General features: G+C 60.0%; 18 protein-coding genes. 9 read left to right on the top strand and 9 right to left on the bottom strand.

The window, feature by feature from the left end:
* The first annotated feature begins 57 nt into the window (after nt 1-57).
* On the top strand, nt 58-222 hold the full coding sequence (locus ACR0LI_RS04110) for a hypothetical protein (protein WP_171631940.1): 165 nt from the start codon (nt 58-60) through the stop codon (nt 220-222).
* Here ACR0LI_RS04110 and ACR0LI_RS04115 read toward each other — a convergent pair.
* Genes ACR0LI_RS04115 through mazG form a run of 3 tightly spaced genes read right to left on the bottom strand, consistent with a single transcriptional unit; the run spans nt 219 to nt 2,527 of the window.
* Nucleotides 219-668 carry a GNAT family N-acetyltransferase gene (locus ACR0LI_RS04115; RefSeq protein WP_171631942.1) on the bottom strand — a complete coding sequence of 150 codons (450 nt, stop codon included), beginning with the start codon at nt 666-668 and terminating at the stop codon, nt 219-221. The genes ACR0LI_RS04110 and ACR0LI_RS04115 overlap by 4 nt on opposite strands.
* The gene (locus tag ACR0LI_RS04120; protein ID WP_480718051.1) at nt 665-1,606 is read right to left on the bottom strand and encodes a nucleoside hydrolase; all 942 of its coding nucleotides are present in this window, start codon (nt 1,604-1,606) and stop codon (nt 665-667) included. Before ACR0LI_RS04120 ends, ACR0LI_RS04115 begins: the two co-directional genes overlap by 4 nt.
* 54 nt (nt 1,607-1,660) lie before the next feature.
* A complete protein-coding gene (gene mazG, locus ACR0LI_RS04125; RefSeq protein WP_480487791.1) occupies nt 1,661-2,527 on the bottom strand; it encodes a nucleoside triphosphate pyrophosphohydrolase in 867 nt (288 codons plus the stop codon).
* Nucleotides 2,528-2,593: 66 nt separating this feature from the next.
* Here mazG and ACR0LI_RS04130 point away from each other — a divergent pair, with 66 nt between their 5' ends.
* From ACR0LI_RS04130 to ACR0LI_RS04150, 5 genes are all read left to right on the top strand, one after another.
* A complete protein-coding gene (locus ACR0LI_RS04130; protein ID WP_171631950.1) occupies nt 2,594-3,757 on the top strand; it encodes a M20 aminoacylase family protein in 1,164 nt (387 codons plus the stop codon).
* 12 nt (nt 3,758-3,769) lie between these two features.
* A complete protein-coding gene (gene speB / locus ACR0LI_RS04135; RefSeq protein ID WP_171723130.1) occupies nt 3,770-4,732 on the top strand; it encodes an agmatinase in 963 nt (320 codons plus the stop codon).
* Nucleotides 4,729-5,286, top strand: coding sequence for a hypothetical protein (locus ACR0LI_RS04140; RefSeq protein WP_480718052.1), 558 nt, complete (start codon nt 4,729-4,731; stop codon nt 5,284-5,286). The genes speB (ACR0LI_RS04135) and ACR0LI_RS04140 overlap by 4 nt, the downstream gene beginning before the upstream one ends.
* Nucleotides 5,287-5,319: 33 nt before the next feature.
* Nucleotides 5,320-6,267, top strand: coding sequence for an agmatinase (gene speB, locus ACR0LI_RS04145; RefSeq protein ID WP_480718053.1), 948 nt, complete (start codon nt 5,320-5,322; stop codon nt 6,265-6,267).
* A gap of 66 nt (nt 6,268-6,333) precedes the next feature.
* Nucleotides 6,334-6,735: a DUF1499 domain-containing protein gene (locus ACR0LI_RS04150; RefSeq protein WP_209832877.1), complete on the top strand. Its 402-nt coding sequence runs from the start codon at nt 6,334-6,336 to the stop codon at nt 6,733-6,735.
* A 15-nt stretch (nt 6,736-6,750) separates the two neighbouring features.
* Here the strand turns inward: ACR0LI_RS04150 and ACR0LI_RS04155 are convergent, their stop codons facing one another.
* A complete protein-coding gene (locus tag ACR0LI_RS04155) occupies nt 6,751-7,032 on the bottom strand; it encodes a hypothetical protein (protein ID WP_171631964.1) in 282 nt (93 codons plus the stop codon).
* A gap of 62 nt (nt 7,033-7,094) precedes the next feature.
* Between ACR0LI_RS04155 and prfA the strand changes: the two genes are divergently transcribed.
* From prfA to ACR0LI_RS04170, 3 genes are all read left to right on the top strand, one after another.
* Nucleotides 7,095-8,150: a peptide chain release factor 1 gene (prfA, locus tag ACR0LI_RS04160; protein ID WP_171633802.1), complete on the top strand. Its 1,056-nt coding sequence runs from the start codon at nt 7,095-7,097 to the stop codon at nt 8,148-8,150.
* Nucleotides 8,147-8,992, top strand: coding sequence for a peptide chain release factor N(5)-glutamine methyltransferase (prmC, locus tag ACR0LI_RS04165; RefSeq protein ID WP_480718054.1), 846 nt, complete (start codon nt 8,147-8,149; stop codon nt 8,990-8,992). Before prfA ends, prmC begins: the two co-directional genes overlap by 4 nt.
* Before the next feature lie 241 nt (nt 8,993-9,233).
* Nucleotides 9,234-9,812 carry a DUF4167 domain-containing protein gene (locus ACR0LI_RS04170; protein ID WP_171631977.1) on the top strand — a complete coding sequence of 193 codons (579 nt, stop codon included), beginning with the start codon at nt 9,234-9,236 and terminating at the stop codon, nt 9,810-9,812.
* A gap of 54 nt (nt 9,813-9,866) precedes the next feature.
* On the opposite strand, the gene rsmA is transcribed toward ACR0LI_RS04170, so the two are convergent.
* The 5 genes from rsmA to lptG form a co-directional block, all read right to left on the bottom strand.
* Nucleotides 9,867-10,709: a 16S rRNA (adenine(1518)-N(6)/adenine(1519)-N(6))-dimethyltransferase RsmA gene (gene rsmA / locus ACR0LI_RS04175; protein ID WP_209832883.1), complete on the bottom strand. Its 843-nt coding sequence runs from the start codon at nt 10,707-10,709 to the stop codon at nt 9,867-9,869.
* 84 nt (nt 10,710-10,793) lie between these two features.
* Nucleotides 10,794-11,759: a 4-hydroxythreonine-4-phosphate dehydrogenase PdxA gene (pdxA, locus tag ACR0LI_RS04180; RefSeq protein ID WP_480718055.1), complete on the bottom strand. Its 966-nt coding sequence runs from the start codon at nt 11,757-11,759 to the stop codon at nt 10,794-10,796.
* Nucleotides 11,756-13,009, bottom strand: a complete 1,254-nt coding sequence (locus ACR0LI_RS04185) for a peptidylprolyl isomerase (RefSeq protein ID WP_171723136.1) — start codon at nt 13,007-13,009, stop codon at nt 11,756-11,758. Before ACR0LI_RS04185 ends, pdxA begins: the two co-directional genes overlap by 4 nt.
* Entirely contained in the window at nt 13,000-15,162 is a 2,163-nt protein-coding gene (locus ACR0LI_RS04190) for an LPS-assembly protein LptD (RefSeq protein ID WP_480718056.1), read from the bottom strand. The genes ACR0LI_RS04185 and ACR0LI_RS04190 overlap by 10 nt, the downstream gene beginning before the upstream one ends.
* Nucleotides 15,162-16,262: an LPS export ABC transporter permease LptG gene (gene lptG, locus ACR0LI_RS04195; RefSeq protein WP_171723637.1), complete on the bottom strand. Its 1,101-nt coding sequence runs from the start codon at nt 16,260-16,262 to the stop codon at nt 15,162-15,164. Before lptG ends, ACR0LI_RS04190 begins: the two co-directional genes overlap by 1 nt.
* Nucleotides 16,263-16,281: the final 19 nt, after the last annotated feature.

The raw sequence follows: 16,281 nt of genomic DNA on the forward strand, positions 1-16,281 counted from the left end.
CTTATCGCGTTCACTCCAAATGCCGTAGTCTTTCTTCATTGCAGAAAGGAGACCACGATGTCTGTATCCAAATTCCTTCTGATAATCGTCACAGCGTCCATCACAGTATTGTCTGCCTGCGCGGGTCCGGGAACGTATCCGATAACCGGAGAAGAAGTTTCGTCGAATGACCCGGTACAGGACATGAACCCGGCCAATATCTTCCGCGGCGAGTCTCGTTAAAGCGACTTGCTCATCAGCATATATCTGTCGCGAGGTTTGAACCCGGTGCGCAGATAGATTTTCTGTGCGGCCTCGTTGTGCCGGTCGACTTCCAGATGAAGGGCAGTCAGCCCCGCTTCGGACAAAGCTTTGGGCAGCGCCAGTAGAACTTCGGTTGCGATGCCGCGGCCGCGAACAGCGGGCCGGATATAGATTTCGTCCACGAAACCGTCCATGCCGCCGAATTCGACGGACCAGCCGAAGGTCAGGATGATGTAGCCCAACGGCGCGCGTCCGGGGCCGATCAGATAGACACAGCCATGGGGAATACCCTCGAGCAGGGGTGTCAGAGCGTTTCGGGTCTGGTCCGGGTCTTGCGTCAATCCGGCCTCGGTATGGAAGGCGGTGACCAGTGCCATCAGACGATCCAGGTCCTCGGGGCGCGCCAGGCGCAGGGCGGCGCTCATAATCTGGCCAGCCTTTCCGTCAAAAGATTGAAGAAGCCGTCGGCGTCGATTTCCCCCATGAACAGCGCATTGGGCGCGCGGTCGGTTACGCCCCACCAATCGGCGACCGTCATGCCCATTGTCAGCTCGGACTGGGTTTCAATCTCGACATTCACATGACGGCCCGAAAACAGCTCGGGCCGGATCAGATAGGCGGTCACGCAAGGGTCGTGCAAAGGCGCACCTGCGCTGCCGTATTTTTCCTTGTCGAACCTTTCGAAGAAATCGGTCATCTCGGCGACGGCGATTCCGACTTTGTTTCCCAGCGCACGGAACGCATCATTGCGGGGTTTGGTGACCAGCGCCTTGTGCGTGACATCCAGCGACATGACCACGATAGGACTGCCAGATTTGAAAACGATATCAGCAGCTTCTGGATCGACGTGAATGTTGAACTCAGCTGTCGGGGTGATGTTGCCGACCTCGAAATACGCTCCGCCCATCAGAACGATTTCCTGTACCCGGTCCACAATGTCCGGAGCCTTGCTGAACGCGGTCGCGATATTTGTCAGTGGCCCGAGCGGGCAAAGGGTTACCGTGCCCGGTTCTTCAGCGCGCAGGGTGTCGATGATGAAATCCACCGCATGCCCTTCGGTCAGCGGCATCTGCGGATCGGGCAGGTCCGGGCCATCCAGACCTGTCTTGCCATGCACATGCTCGGCCGTGACCAGCGGGCGGTTCAACGGTCTGTCGCAGCCCGCATAAACAGGTATGTCGGTCCGGCCTGCCAGTTCGCACACGATCCGAGCGTTCTTGGCGGTCAATTCCAGGGGCACGTTGCCTGCGACCGCCGTGATGCCAAGAACCTCGATGTCCTCCGGGCTGGCCAACGCCAGCAGGATGGCGACGGCATCGTCCTGTCCGGGATCGGTGTCGATGATGATCTTGCGAGGGGGCATGGGCGTCTCCGGTGGTCGTGAAGGTGGGACACTCGCAAGTGTCGGGTGCCTTGTCTACCCGTTTCTGGGTGCGGCCATGACTTCAACCGGCGGGAGTTTGCCGTTGGCGCGATGCTCTTCGGTTTTGACCTCGTCCCACAGCGCATCCATCTCGGCCAGATCGCTTTGCGAGGGGGTCTTTCCCCGTTCGGCCAGCCGGGTCTCGACCTGTTCAAAGCGACGGGTGAACTTGGCATTGGTGCGGCGCAACGCGGCCTCCGGTTCGATGCCAAGATGACGACCCAGATTGACCATCACGAACAGCAGATCGCCAAACTCATCCTCAAGCGCGTCCGCGTCCATCTTGTCACGCGCCTCTTCCAGTTCGGTGGCTTCTTCGGTGATCTTGGCCAGAACGTGGCTGGCGTCGGGCCAGTCGAACCCTACGCGCGCGGCCCGTTTTTGCAGCTTATGCGCCCGCAGCAGGGCTGGCAGGTTGGCGGCCACCCCGTCCAGCGCGCCTTTCTGTTCCTTGCCCGCACGTTCGGCGGCCTTGATGGCTTCCCAGTCCTTGGTCTGCTGTTCGGCGGATTTGTCGCGGGATTCGTCACCGAAGACATGCGGATGCCGGGCCACCATCTTGTCGGACATGGTGCGAACCACGTCCTGAAAGGTGAAATATCCCGCTTCTTCCGCCATTTGAGCGTGGAAGACGGATTGGAACAGCAGATCGCCCAGCTCGCCCTTCAGCTCGTCCCAGGCCTCACGCTCGATGGCGTCGGCGACCTCATAGGCCTCTTCGATCGTATAGGGCGCGATGGTGGCGAAATCCTGTTCGATATCCCACGGGCAGCCGGTTTTCGGATCACGCAGGCGGCGCATGATTTCCAGCAAACGCTCGATACCTGCGTCGGTATCGTGGATCAGAGGATTTTCGGCCATTGCGAACCCTTTCGTTCCGGTGTCAGATGCATCCATCCCGCAGTCCCGATCAGGAGTCCACCCCAGATGCCCGTCGTCAACCGAATTGCCGATTTCTCTGCCGATATGACCAGATGGCGCCAATATCTGCACACGATACCCGAGTTGGAGTTCGAGTGCTTTGAGACTGCCGCGTTTGTGGCCGAGCGTCTGCGTGAATTCGGGGTTGATGAATTGCATGAAGGGATCGCAAAAACCGGGATGGTCGCGATCATCAACGGGCAGGGCGACGGCCCGACCATTGGCCTGCGCGCCGATATGGATGCATTGCCGATCACCGAAGAAACAGGCGTCGACTATGCATCGAAGAATCCTGGAAAGATGCATGCCTGCGGGCATGACGGGCACACCACAATGCTGCTGGGCGCGGCGCGGTATCTGGCCGAGACGCGAAATTTCCGCGGCCGTGTGGCCCTGATCTTTCAACCGGCCGAGGAAGAAGGTGGCGGTGCGGGTGTCATGGTCGAAGAAGGCATCATGGAGCGGTTCGATATCTCTGAGGTCTATGGAATACACAACGATCCGGGAAACCCGGAAGGTACGTTCCATACAACGCCGGGGCCGATCATGGCGGCGGTCGATACGTTCGATATTCATATCCAAGGCGTCGGCGGCCATGGCGCCATGCCGCATCAGACCCGCGACCCGGTCATGGCGGCCTGCGGCATTGCACAGGCGATCCAGACCATCGTCAGCCGCAACCACTATGCAGTGGAAGACCTGGTTGTTTCGGTCACTCAGATCCACGCCGGAACGGTGAACAACGTGATCCCGGACACCGCCTATCTGAACGGCACGGTTCGTACATTCGATCCTTCGGTGCAGAAAATGGTGATGGACCGGATGGAGCAGATCGTTCAGGGGCAGGCCGCGTCTTACGGTGTCGAGGCACGGCTTGAATATCAGGTGGGATACCCGGCGACGATCAACGATGCTGAAAAGGCAGCCTTTGCCGCGGCCGTCGCGCGCGAAGTGTCGGGGGCTGAACGGGTGATCGACACAATGGGGCGCGACATGGGGGCCGAGGATTTTTCGTACATGCTTCAGTCGCGACCAGGGGCTTATCTGTTCCTTGGGCAGGGTGATGGTGCCGGGCTGCATCATCCGAAATACAACTTCAATGATGATATCGCGCCGGTGGGGGCATCGTTCTTCGCACGGATCGTGGAAAAGGCGCAGCCGTTGGGCTGATGGGGGAGCGAAATGGCACTGGAAGACGCAAAAAACCAGGTGGACGAGGCATTCACCAACCCGGATCTCAAAGGCCTGTCCTATGAAAACACCTTTGGCGGGGCGACCTCGTTTCTGCGGCGGCTGTATACCAAGAACCTGACCGGCGTCGACATCGCCGTGACCGGCGTGCCGTTTGATCAGGCGGTGACCAACCGCCCGGGCACCCGCCTTGGCCCGCGTGCAATCCGCGAGGCCAGCGCGCTGCAATCGCCCGATGCACCTTATGGCTGGCCCTTCGATGCGCTCAGCGAGCTGGCTATCATCGACTACGGCGATATGGCCTATGATTATGCCAACATTCCCGCCTTTCCCGACACGCTGACCGACCATATCCGCACCATTCTGACGGCGGATGTGGCCTCGGTCGCGCTGGGGGGCGACCACTATATCAGCTTTCCGATCCTCAAGGCCTATGCCGAGAAATACGGGCCGATGTCGCTGTTGCAGTTCGATGCCCATACCGACACCTGGGCCGATGACGACATGAGCCGGGTGGACCACGGCACCATGTTCTACAAGGCGGTGAAGTCGGGGATCGTGGATCCGAAACGCTCGGTTCAGGTGGGGATCCGCACCACCAACGAGGACACGCTGGGCGTCAACATCATCGATGCGCGCGAGGTGTACGAATCCGGCCCCGCCGCCGTGGCGCAGAAGATCAAGGGCATTCTGGGCGACAGCCCGGTCTACCTAAGCTTTGATATCGACGGTCTGGACCCGGCCTTTGCACCGGGTACGGGGACACCGGTCTGGGGTGGTTTGAGTTCCATTCAAGCGCAGATCATCCTGCGCGACATTGCGGGGATCAACATCAAGGGCGGCGACGTGGTCGAAGTGTCTCCGCCGTTCGATACATCCGGCGCGACGGCGATTGCGGGGGCGCATGTGGCGACGCAGATCGTCTGCCTGTTGGGGTGGAATAAACTCGCATGACTAAACGAAAAGCTCTGATCTGGGCGTGCATTGTTCTCCTTGGGTTGCCGCTCGGGTATTTTGCGCGTGATCGCCTGCATCAGCCAACTGCTCGCGAGCATTCAGCAATGACTTTGTTTGAGACATACTGCGTACCATTTGCCGACGGTCAGGTCGTTGCACCAGAAAAACGTCTAGTGCGCCTCGAGCGGGCTGACGGGCTGGCTTGGGTTGATCCCGAAACAGTAATGATGCTTCGATATAGTGATAGAAGGTGCTCTGTTTCTGATGCCTTGCGACCGATGAACGCAAGCGAACGCCACGCACTGGACACAGGTGTCATCGGGGTGATCGAAAGAGAATTGCCTGCACTGAGGCCCGAAAACAATCACGGATTGGACACTTGGGATGCGTTTCTCGTATGGGAAAGCCATCCCCGAGGGGATGATAGGCGCTGGGGTGCGACGTACACCCGTTTTTCATCGGACGCAGATTTTGAGACGTCATTAGGTGTTTCTTATCCAATTAATGATGATGTTTCGGAAAATTTGCGCGAACTTCGAAACAGTTCGTAAAGCAAAATACTCTGGGGCTTGTCGAGAAAGAACATGACACAATTCAACCAACCCATCAGCGGTAATGATCTGGCGCGGTTTTCGGGGCCGAATACGTTTATGCGCCTGTCCCAGGCAGCCTCGCTGGCGGGGCTGGATGTGGCGGTTTTGGGGATTCCGATGGATATCGGCACCTCGTGGCGATCGGGCACCCGGTTCGGACCCAAACAGATCCGCAGCGAAAGCGCGATGATAAGGCCCTACAACATGGCTACCTCGGCGGCTCCGTTCGACAGCTTGCAAATCGCCGACATCGGGGATCTGGCGATCAACACCTTCTCGCTTGCGGACAGCCTGAGGATCATCAGGGAAAGCTATGACGCGATCCTGGCAAAGAACGTGACCCCGGTGGCGATGGGGGGCGATCATTCGATCACCCTGCCGATCCTGCGGGCCATTGCGGCAAAGTATGGGCCGGTGGCTCTGGTGCATGTGGATGCCCATGCGGATGTGAATGACGAGATGTTCGGCGAGAAAGAGACCCACGGAACCGTCTTCCGCCGCGCCTATGAAGAGGGGCTGATTGTCCCCGACAAGACCTTTCAGGTCGGCATTCGCGGATCGGGCTATGCGGCTTCGGATTTCACCGAAGCCAGGGATTGGGGCTTCCGCCAGTTCCCGGCCTGGGAGTTGTGGCAGCAGAACCTGACGCAGATCGGCTCTCAGATCCGCAAGATCATCGGGGATCATCCGGTCTATGTCACCTATGACATCGACAGCCTGGACCCGGCCTTTGCACCGGGCACGGGTACACCAGAGATTGCCGGGCTGACCACGCCGCAGGCGCTGCAACTGATCCACGCGTTGCAGGGTGTGAATGTGGTGGGGTGTGATCTGGTCGAGGTTTCACCTCCGTATGACCCATCCGGCAACACGGCCCTGACGGCAGCCAACCTGATCTACGAGATGCTGTGTATCCTGCCGGGTGTGACGTCGCGGTAAACCGGCCCGGAACGGCTTGCCCCGGCGCCTGATCCGCATAGGGTTTCTGCAAGAGGGCAAAGCGGGATGAAAAAGATGGTTTTGTGGGCAGTGATCGCGCTGGTGCTTGGGCTGGTCGCTTACGTCCGGTTGGCCCCGTCAGCTCTGGCGCAATGGCATATTGCACCGGTTGCAGAGGTTGATCAGGACTTGCCGGGTGGCGTTCTGCGCGTTGTTGCAACCGGCCCGGAAGGGTTGGAGAACCTCGATCGGATCGCCCGCGCCACGCCGCGCACCTCGGTTTTGGCAGGTTCGGTCGATGAGGGCATGATCACCTATGTCACCCGCACGAAATGGATTGGTTTCCCCGACTATACCACTGTTCAGCAGGACGGCGACACGCTGCGCATCCATGGCCGTTTGCGGTTCGGTCGCAGGGATTTCGGTGCGAACAAGGCACGGGTTGATGGGTGGTTGGAGCAGATGTAACTGTTCTACCGACGCTCAGGACGCCTCATCCTGTTCAAAGTGATCAACTGGATCGCTCTGCAACCCGGACGATAAACACCCTTCCTGCACCTCGCGCCACATGGGCACGTTCAGGGACATCTGGCATTGTGCCGTGAACATGCGGCCGTCGACTTGCAGGCAGATCATCTCACCCAGTTCGATGCGGGACCCGGACGTGTCGGTGCAATAGCAATCGCGGGTCTTGCCGTCAGGGCCGATGTAATCGGCGGAAACCGGCGTGGACGTCAGCAAAAGGGCAAGCAAAAACCGTTTCATGACAGCAAGCTTAGCACGACGTGGCCCTTGACCAAAGCCCCCGGATGATAGACACCGCCGGGATGATCCCCGAAGAACGTCTTGAACAGATCACCCAGCGTTTCCAATACCTCGAAGCAGCCATGGCGGATGGCGCATCGGGCGGCGATATTGCGGCGTTGGCCAAGGAATATTCCGACCTCAAACCCGTGGTCGATCAGATCATGGCCTGGCGCCAGCTGGTGGCAGACCTGGCTGAGGCCGAGGCGATGCTGGCCGACCCGGATATGAAGGAGTTGGCCGAAGAGGAAATTCCGGACCTGCAATCGCGCATCCCCGAGGCGGAACACGCGCTGCAACTGGCGCTGCTGCCGAAGGATGCGGCGGATGCGCGTCCGGCGATGCTGGAAATTCGCCCGGGTACCGGCGGGGACGAGGCCGCTTTGTTCGCGGGCGATCTGTTGCGTATGTATCAACGCTATGCCGAGGCCCGCGGGTGGCAGTTCGAGATCATCGAAGAACAGGCTTCTGATCTGGGCGGGATCAAAGAGGTGGTGGCCCATATCAAGGGCGACAACGTCTTTGCCCGGCTGAAATACGAATCCGGCGTGCACCGTGTGCAGCGCGTGCCCGAAACCGAAAGCGGCGGGCGCATCCACACCTCGGCGGCGACGGTGGCGGTACTGCCCGAGGCCGAGGATGTCGACATCCAGGTAGACGCCAATGACATCCGTATCGACACGATGCGCAGTTCCGGCGCGGGCGGGCAGCACGTGAACACCACTGACTCGGCGGTGCGGATCACCCATATTCCGACGGGCTTGGTGGTCACAAGTTCCGAGAAGTCCCAGCATCGCAACCGCGAGATCGCCATGCAGGTGCTGAAAACGCGGCTTTATGACCTCGAGCGGCAGCGGATCGACAGCGAACGTTCCGCCGACCGGGCCAGCCAGGTGGGGTCAGGGGATCGTTCGGAACGCATTCGCACCTATAATTTCCCACAGGGGCGGATGACGGATCACCGGATCAACCTGACGCTCTATAAACTGGATCAGGTGATGCAGGGGGATCTGGACGAAGTGATTGACGCTCTGACGGCGGATGATCAGGCCCGGTTGTTGGCCGAGATGGCGCAATGACGGGCCTGCAAACAGCAGCGCAGGCCATGGTGGCCGCAACCGCGCGCTTGAGGGCCGCGGGCGTGGATGACCCGGCGCGGGATGCGCGCCTGTTGTTGGCCCATGCCGCACGGATAGAGGCCAGCCGAGTGACGCTGATTGCCCCGGAAGAGTTGCAGCCCGAGATCGCTGAACGCTATGACCAGTTGGTTTCTTTGCGTGCCATTCGGGTGCCGGTGTCTCATCTGCTGGGCGAACGCGAGTTCTATGGGCGCAGGTTTCGTGTCAGCTCCGATGTTCTGGATCCACGCCCCGAGACTGAAACCCTGATCGAGGCCGCGCTGAGCGAACCCTTCGACCATGTTTTGGACCTCGGGGTCGGGTCTGGCTGTATTCTGGTCACACTGCTTGCGGAACGAACCAGCGCTTCGGGTCTTGGGGTCGACCTGAGTGAAGCCGCCTGTCTTCAGGCCAGCGCCAATGCCGTGCTCCACAAGGTGCAGGGACGAGCCGAGATTGCGCAGTCAAACTGGTTTGAAGGCATTGAAGGCCGGTTTGACCTGATTGTTTCCAACCCGCCGTATATTTCCGTAACCGAAATGGAGGACCTTTCGCCCGAAGTGCGGGAGCACGAGCCGCGCATGGCGCTGACCGATGAAGGGGACGGGCTGGGCGCGTATCGGCAGATTGCGGCCTCGGCCCCGGATTTTCTGTTGCCAGGCGGGCGGATACTTGTGGAAATTGGCCCGACACAGGCAAATCTGGTGTCTGCCTTGTTTGATGCGGCGGGTTTGGCGGATATTCGCGTAATCCCCGATCTGGACGGGCGTGACCGGGTTGTCGGCGCAAAGATGCCGGGTTGAAACTGTTGTCTGAGGCCAAAAAACGCTGCCCCGAGTAAAAAAGCGTGTGAAAATTCGAGATTCCTCTTGTCTGCACGGTCAGGACATGTTTACTCAGGATTAGTCGGCGAGGTTGACGCTGTTGCAGCGCACCCCTGACGCCAAGCCCAAAAAAGTCGACATCCCGTCACGGCAAACGCCTCTGAGCAGTGCAAAACACGGGTTGAGCGACAGCGCATTGATAAGGCTGACGTAAAGTAAAATGAGATCTTCCAAATCCCGCTCGCGGGCCAAGAACAACCGCAATCGTCCTTCCGGCGGTAACGTCGTAAACCGGGTATTTGACAGCTCGGGCCCTGAAGGCAAGGTGCGTGGCACGCCGCAGCAAATCATTGATAAGTACAATCAGCTGGCGCGTGACGCTCAGCTGTCAAACGACCGCGTTGCGGCGGAAAACTTCCAGCAGCACGCAGAACATTATCTGCGCATGTTGAGTGAGGCGCAGCGCGAGATTGAAGCGCGCCGCGAAGAGCAGGAGCGCCAGAACCGCGAACGCCAGGCCGAGCGTGACCGTGAGCGCGCCGAGCGCCAGGAACGTGAAGCGGCCCGGCAGGCTGATCCTGCCGAAGCCCCACAGCCGGACGTAATGGATTTCGCCGCACCGGACGCTGCTCCGGAAAGCGGTCTGGTCGAGACACCGGAAAGCAAGGGGGCCGAAGCCCCGGCGCCGGAAAAGAAGGAAAAGCCTGCGCGCAAGCCGCGGGCGCGCAAGCCCAAACCGGCGCCAGTGGCTGAAGATGCGCCCAAAACGGATGGCGACGCACCGGAAGCGGCTGAATAAAGCCGGCATCAGAAACCGCAAAGCCCCGAGGTCAAGCCTCGGGGCTTTTTTTGATCAGGGTGTCTGGATTTCGCGCGCCAAGGCACAGAACGCTTCAAGCGGAACCTGCTCGGCCCGTTCAGTGGGCTGGATACCTGCGGCCTGCAAGCGATCCTCGATATCCGGGGCAACGCCTTTGAGCGAGGCCCGCAGCATTTTGCGGCGTTGATTGAAGGCAGAGGCCACCACACGCGACAGGGTCGCGGCGTCAGCAGGATAGCGCGGTTCGGGCAGGGCGGTCAGGTGGACCACCGCGCTGGAGACTTTGGGCGGAGGGGTGAAGGCGCCGGGGGGAAGGGACATGGCGATGCGCGCCTCGGCCCGCCATTGGGCAAGGATGGCGAGGCGGCCATACGCCTTGCTGCCCGGCTGGGCCACGATGCGTTCGGCCACTTCGCGTTGGAACATCAGTGTCAGGCTCTGCCAGAAGGGGGGCCATTCAGGGGGTGTCAGCCAGCGCACAAGCAGTTCGGTGCCGACGTTGTATGGAAGGTTGGCTGCGATGCGGATTGGCGGGGTCAGGTGTTCCAGCGGGTTGATCTCGAGCGCGTCACCATTGATGACCTCCAGCCTTCCGGGATAGGCGGCGGCGATATCGTTCAGGGCGGCAATGCAGCGGGTATCTTTTTCCACCGCCACGACCTTGCGTGCGCCTTCGGACAGGAGCCCTCGGGTGAGGCCGCCAGGACCGGGGCCGATTTCCAGTACGTCGCAGTCTGCAAGATCGCCAGCCTGACGGGCGATTTTGGCGGTCAGGTTGAGGTCCAGCAGGAAGTTCTGACCCAAGGATTTGCGCGCCGAGAGTTGATGTGTGGCGATGACCTCGCGCAGAGGGGGGAGATTGTCGATTGCACTCATGATCCGATTACCGTGACGCAGGCCGCAGGGGCAGCGCCAGAAGTTTTTTGCCTCTGGCGGGGATATTTTCAGCCAGATGAAGGATCAAGAGCCTTGCGCCATGCGTTGGGCAAGCTTCAGAGCTTCGATCAGGCTGGTTGGATTCGCGATGCCTTTCCCGGCGATATCCAGTGCAGTGCCGTGATCTGGCGACGTGCGGATGAAGGGCAGGCCAAGGGTGACGTTCACACCCCGGTCGAAGTCCAGTGTCTTGATCGGGATCAGGGCCTGATCATGATACATTGCGATCGCCGCGTCATAGCGGGCGCGGGCAGCGGCATGGAACAGTGTATCCGCAGGGTGCGGGCCCGTCAGGGTCGCATCTTCCGGGTTCAGATCGGCCAGCATTGGGGCGATCCAGTCAAGCTCCTCGCGGCCCATTTTACCGCCTTCGCCGGCATGGGGGTTCAGGCCGGTTATGGCGATGCGGGGGTGTTGTATGCCGAACTGGTCGCGCAGACCGCGCGTGGTGATTTCGATCGTCTCGCGCAGCAGGTCCGGCGTCAGCGCGGCGGGAACCTGCGCCAGGGGAATGTGGATTGTCGCCGGGACAACCCGCAACTGGTCGCTGGCCAGCATCATGACAACCCGGCGGGTGCCCGACAGCGCGGCCAGAAACTCGGTATGGCCGGGATAGGTAAACCCGGCCCCGTCGATCAGGGCCTTCTTGTGAATGGGCGCGGTGCACAGAGCGGCCGCTGCCCCCTCTTTCACAAAGTCGACGCCGGTTTCGATGGCATCGATCACCGATGGGGCATTGGCCGGGTCTGGCTGACCGGACATGTTCGCAGCAGGAAAGTTCAGTTGCAGCACGGGCAAGGCCTGATCACAGACTGCAACGGCATCCGAAGGGGTTTGGATTTTCACAACGGGGGTGCCAGCAGGCAGGTGGCTGGCATCGCCGATAAAGAAAAACGGGCAGGTTTGGCGCAGCTCTGCCCATGCTTTGGCCGCGATTTCAGGGCCGATCCCGGCCGGTTCACCGCAGCTGAGCGCAATCGGGCGTGTCATTCCTGAACAATGGTGGCGTCAGCCCGCAGCTGCTCTACCAGGCTGGCCGCAAAGGCCTGTAGCCGCTGTTGCGCCAGTGCATTCGCGACATCCGCCCGCGAGGTGTTTTCGCCCAGGTTGCGGGTGCGGTTGCACAGCATCAGGAACACCAGCGTCTGCCCGTTGTTGCGGGTCAGGTTTGTTGACACTTCGAAGCGATCCAGCTTGGCCAGTTCCACGGCGAAATCGCGTGGTACTTCTGACGGGCTGGCTTCGATACGGTCCAGGACTTCGACGGGTTGATCCTTGGCGATTCCGTACAAGTCGTCGCAGGTGTCGATCTCCTCCCGCAGGGCGGCAGCCTGTGCCAGAGCCTCGGCGCTGCGGCCGCCCGGCAGGTAATAGGCCGCATAGTCAAGTTTGGAGATAGCCGGCGCAGCGGTCGCCACCTCGCGCAATCCGCGCAATTGAAACAGGGCGACGGCGTTTGGCAGGCTGATGGGATCGGTGATCTCACCGTTCTGGAGCCCAAGAATAACCGGTTGCAAGGCAGGAGGCAGGTTGGAGATATTCAGCCAGTCCAGACGTCCGCCTTCGTTGCGGGTGGCCGCTCCGGAATATTGCGCCGCTGCGGCTGAAAACGCTTCGATAGTTTCAAGTCGCGAAATCTCTTCCGCCAGCAACTCGGTCTGTGCAACGGTTTGCGGGTTCACCGGGATGATGATCTCGGACAGCAGGACCTGAAGGCCGCCGCCACCGGTTTGTCCCAGCGCGCGATCAATCTCGTCTTCGGTCGGACGGGCCTGCGACAGGTAGCGCGAGCTGATATAGTCGCGCCAGGCCAGCTGATCTGCAACATAATCACGGACAGTTTCCGGGTCGACGCCTGCCTCACCCAAAAGTTGCAGGAACTGTTCGGTGGACAATTGCCCGCGCGAGGCGAACTCGTCGATCCCCAGTTGTACGGCTTCCGGGGCAGCTTGCACGCCCGCTTCGCGCATGGCCTGCTTGCGCAATTTTTCTTCGATCAGGGCTTCCCTGACGTCAGCCTCATTGCCGCCGGGCAAACCCAAAACATTCAGGAATTGCAGGCGTTGTTCCAGCTCGTACCAGGTGACGATGTCCTGATTCACGCGGATCGCTGGCGAGAACAGGCTTTGGGCGCTGACCTGCGGCGCCGATAAAGCGAGGAAAACGGCGGCCAGTGCCGGCGTGACCGGTTTGTGCCAACCGGAACGGAGAAACCTGGAGAAACCTGATATCAACTGCATTTTCTCTTGTATGTGTTACCACCGCCTTCAAGGGCGTATCCTGTCAGCGATAGGGTAAAGCCGAATTCTGTCGAAGGCTCAATAGTGGATGTTGAAGTAAAGCGTCTGCTTACGGACATGTTAACCTGAACACATTCATTCTGGTATGTTACACCAAGCCCAAGCCGGATTGGCTCTGACTGGTTCAGATCATAGCGTGCCTCGGCATTCGTAAGCCAGTTCTGGTCGACCTGATAGCGGCCCAGAAGCCAGATTTCCGAAATTTCTTCCGCAATGTTTTCCGCCGGATCCGGTTCCTGCCAGATATAGCTTCCGGACAGGCCGGCAAATTCAGAAGCCCAGGCCCCGCGCAATTCAGCTTTGACGAAACTGAAATCGCTGTCGATCAGACCGCGCCCGCCAAGCGACCAACCGTTGGCCGTGGTGACTTGTCCCGCCACCAGCAAGTCGGACGTGGTGCCCTGCAACCCGGATGTCAGGGTGAAATTCGGGTCGGCATCCGCCCGAAACACCTGACCCACCGTTACGAGCGCCTGCTGTCCGTCTGCACCATAGCGCGCCCAGTTCAGGCCGATGACCCCGGTGGCACCGTCTTCGCGCTGATCTTCGGCAGGGAAACGGGACAGGGCCAGCAGGTTTCCCTGATCGAATTCCTGAAACGTGCTTTCATCATCTGGCGCATCAGTGTCCGAGACATGGGTCCATCCCAACTGCGCGATCGGTTCCAGAAGCTGAACCGCGCCGGTTTTTTCGCGACGGGTCATCGGATAGCGAAGCGTCAACGCCGCGCGCGGGGTCGAGCGGGTCACATTGCTGGGAAAATTGCTGTCATGGCGTATATTGAACGTATCCACCGATGCGCCCAGCGTCGCGTCCGCGCGCAGCCCCGATGCAAATGTCCAGCTTCGCAACCATTCGGCATCAACAGTTGCCCTTGCTATGTCACGGCCAACGATATCGGCGTCGCTGGTGCGTTCATGTGCGTGGCCGATAAAAGCCAGCCGAACCTCGCCGCCAAGCGCGCCCGGAAAGAATCGCTTTTCATAGTTCAGGTCGAAGACGCGGGATGGGATTTCGTCCTGATTTTCACTTTCACGCAGAGTTTTGTAATGGATCAGGCTTGTTTTGAATGCGGTGTCTCGTTTGATCCGTTCCAGCGCTATCTCGCTGCGCAAACGGTCCAGATCCGGCAGCCCGTAGTCAACCAGATAGGCGTCGTCCGAGGTGGTTTGCAGATCGAATGTCAGCCGGAAATCATTCTTTAGGTTGAACCAACCGCCGGCGAACAGATAACCGCGATCCTGATCGGGCTGAACGTCATCTCGGGTATAGGCCCCTTCAAGCTGAATGCGCCCATTCACGAACGCCTGGCGATACCGATATCCCAGCGTCGTGGTCTTGGCCGACAGATACGGCGTCAAGGTCAGATCCTTGTGGTCCCCCAGCTTGAAGAAATAGGGAACCTGTACCCCCGTTCCCAGTTGCGAGGTGCTGCGGATCGATGGCACCAGAAAGCCGGTTGCGCGCTCTAATGTCGGATCTGGCAAGCGCAGATAGGGGAAATAGAATACCGGATAATCAAGCACCCGAAGCTGCGCGCCCTCAAAGTACAATTGCCGTTCCAACTGGTCATGGGTGACCTTGCGGGCCCGAATCTGCCAAAGCGGTGGCTTACCGTTGGTGCAGACATGGCAGGAAGTGGCCGAGACCTTGCTGAACTGCGTATAGCGACTCGCGGCCCGTTTCGCCTGAACCGAGGCAATCTGGATCTGCTGATCGAAAACCATTCGGGCACCGATCAACAGACCGTTCTGGATGCCGCTGTCCAGCTGTCCGGAATCGGCCAGAAGGGTCGACTGCCCCCCCTGATCAATGCGAATGGGCCCCTCCAGTGTCAGCTCACCCGTTTCCCGGTCATAGGTGACACGTTGGGCCGACAGCTTGGTATCGCCCTGAAAGGCTTCGACATTGCCTTCGGCCACCAGTTTTCTGTCGGGTGTGATAAAGACCTTGTCGGCAACCAGAAGGGCGGGTTCGGCCTGTGACTGCGCAGCTTGCGGGTCAGGCTCAGCCGAGGTGGTTTGCGCCGCCAGAACCGTCGGTGCCGACAAAGCGATTGCGCTGGTCAGCAGTAGGGAAATCATGTTCCGCATCAGCCGTCCTCCGCGTGAAGAAGCAGGCCAAGGGACAGCAGGATGGCGGCGAAGGGCGGCGCCCAGGCCGCGATATAGATGGGCAATTGTCCGTTTTCCCCGAGGATTTGCGCAAAATTGCGGACGAAATAGATGGCAAAGCCAAGTAGTACGGCCGTCAGAACGGCGATTCCGGTACCGCCGAACCGAACGTGACGCATGGTGAACGCAGCCCCGATCAGCACCATCGAAACCAGAAAGAACGGCCTGGCCAGTTGCACCTGCAACCAGACTTCATATTGCTTGGTCGAAAACCCGGCTTCGCGCAGATCCTTGATCAGTTGCGGCAGGTCAAAAACCGACACTGAATCCTGTTGCCCCAGCGTGTCCAGAATCCGCTGCCGCGTCAGCGAGGTTGGCAACTCCAGCCGTTCATGTTCCACCGAGCTGGTTTCGGGGTTCTGCCCATTCTGCAAATTCCAGATCTTGGCCCGGGACAAGACCCAGTTTTCGTCTTCCAGCACGGCCCTGTCGGCGACGATCTGCTGGGTGGGTTTGCCGTCGCGCGCGAAGGTGATGATGGTCACGCCGTCCAGGCCAAGAGCATCCCCGTTCGAGGTGCCCCGGGCGTGGATGACAGCCTGACCGTTTTCCGCCGACTGACGCAGCCAAAGGCCTTCGCTGCTGATCGAAAGCGCTGAACTGCCGTTGTTGCGATAGGAATCAGACAGGCGTTGGAATTCCTGGGATGTGGCCGCCGCGATGGGGTTCAGCAATGCCACTGCAAGCGCACCGATGATCAGGGCCAGAGCCGCTGGCGCGACCAGTGCGCGGATACCCGAGCGACCCGTGGCGCGGGTCACCACGAGTTCAGAGGTCCGTGCCAGCCCGACGAACAAGGCAATGGTGGACAGAATGACCAGCAGGGGCAGCATTTCACTGATGGCCGCCGGTGTGTTCAGAAGCGTCAGGTGCAGCAATTGGCCGAAGGACAGGTCGACTTGGTCAAATCGGCGGATCTGTTCGATCAGATCGATGAGAATCATTAAGGTCAGAAAAATACCGCCGATGACCAGAAAGCTTTGTAGAAAGCGGCGGGCGAAATAGCGGTCGAGGATCACAAGACTGCCCCCGCCAAGC

It is taken from the genome of Ruegeria sp. CL7 (genome assembly GCF_056536445.1).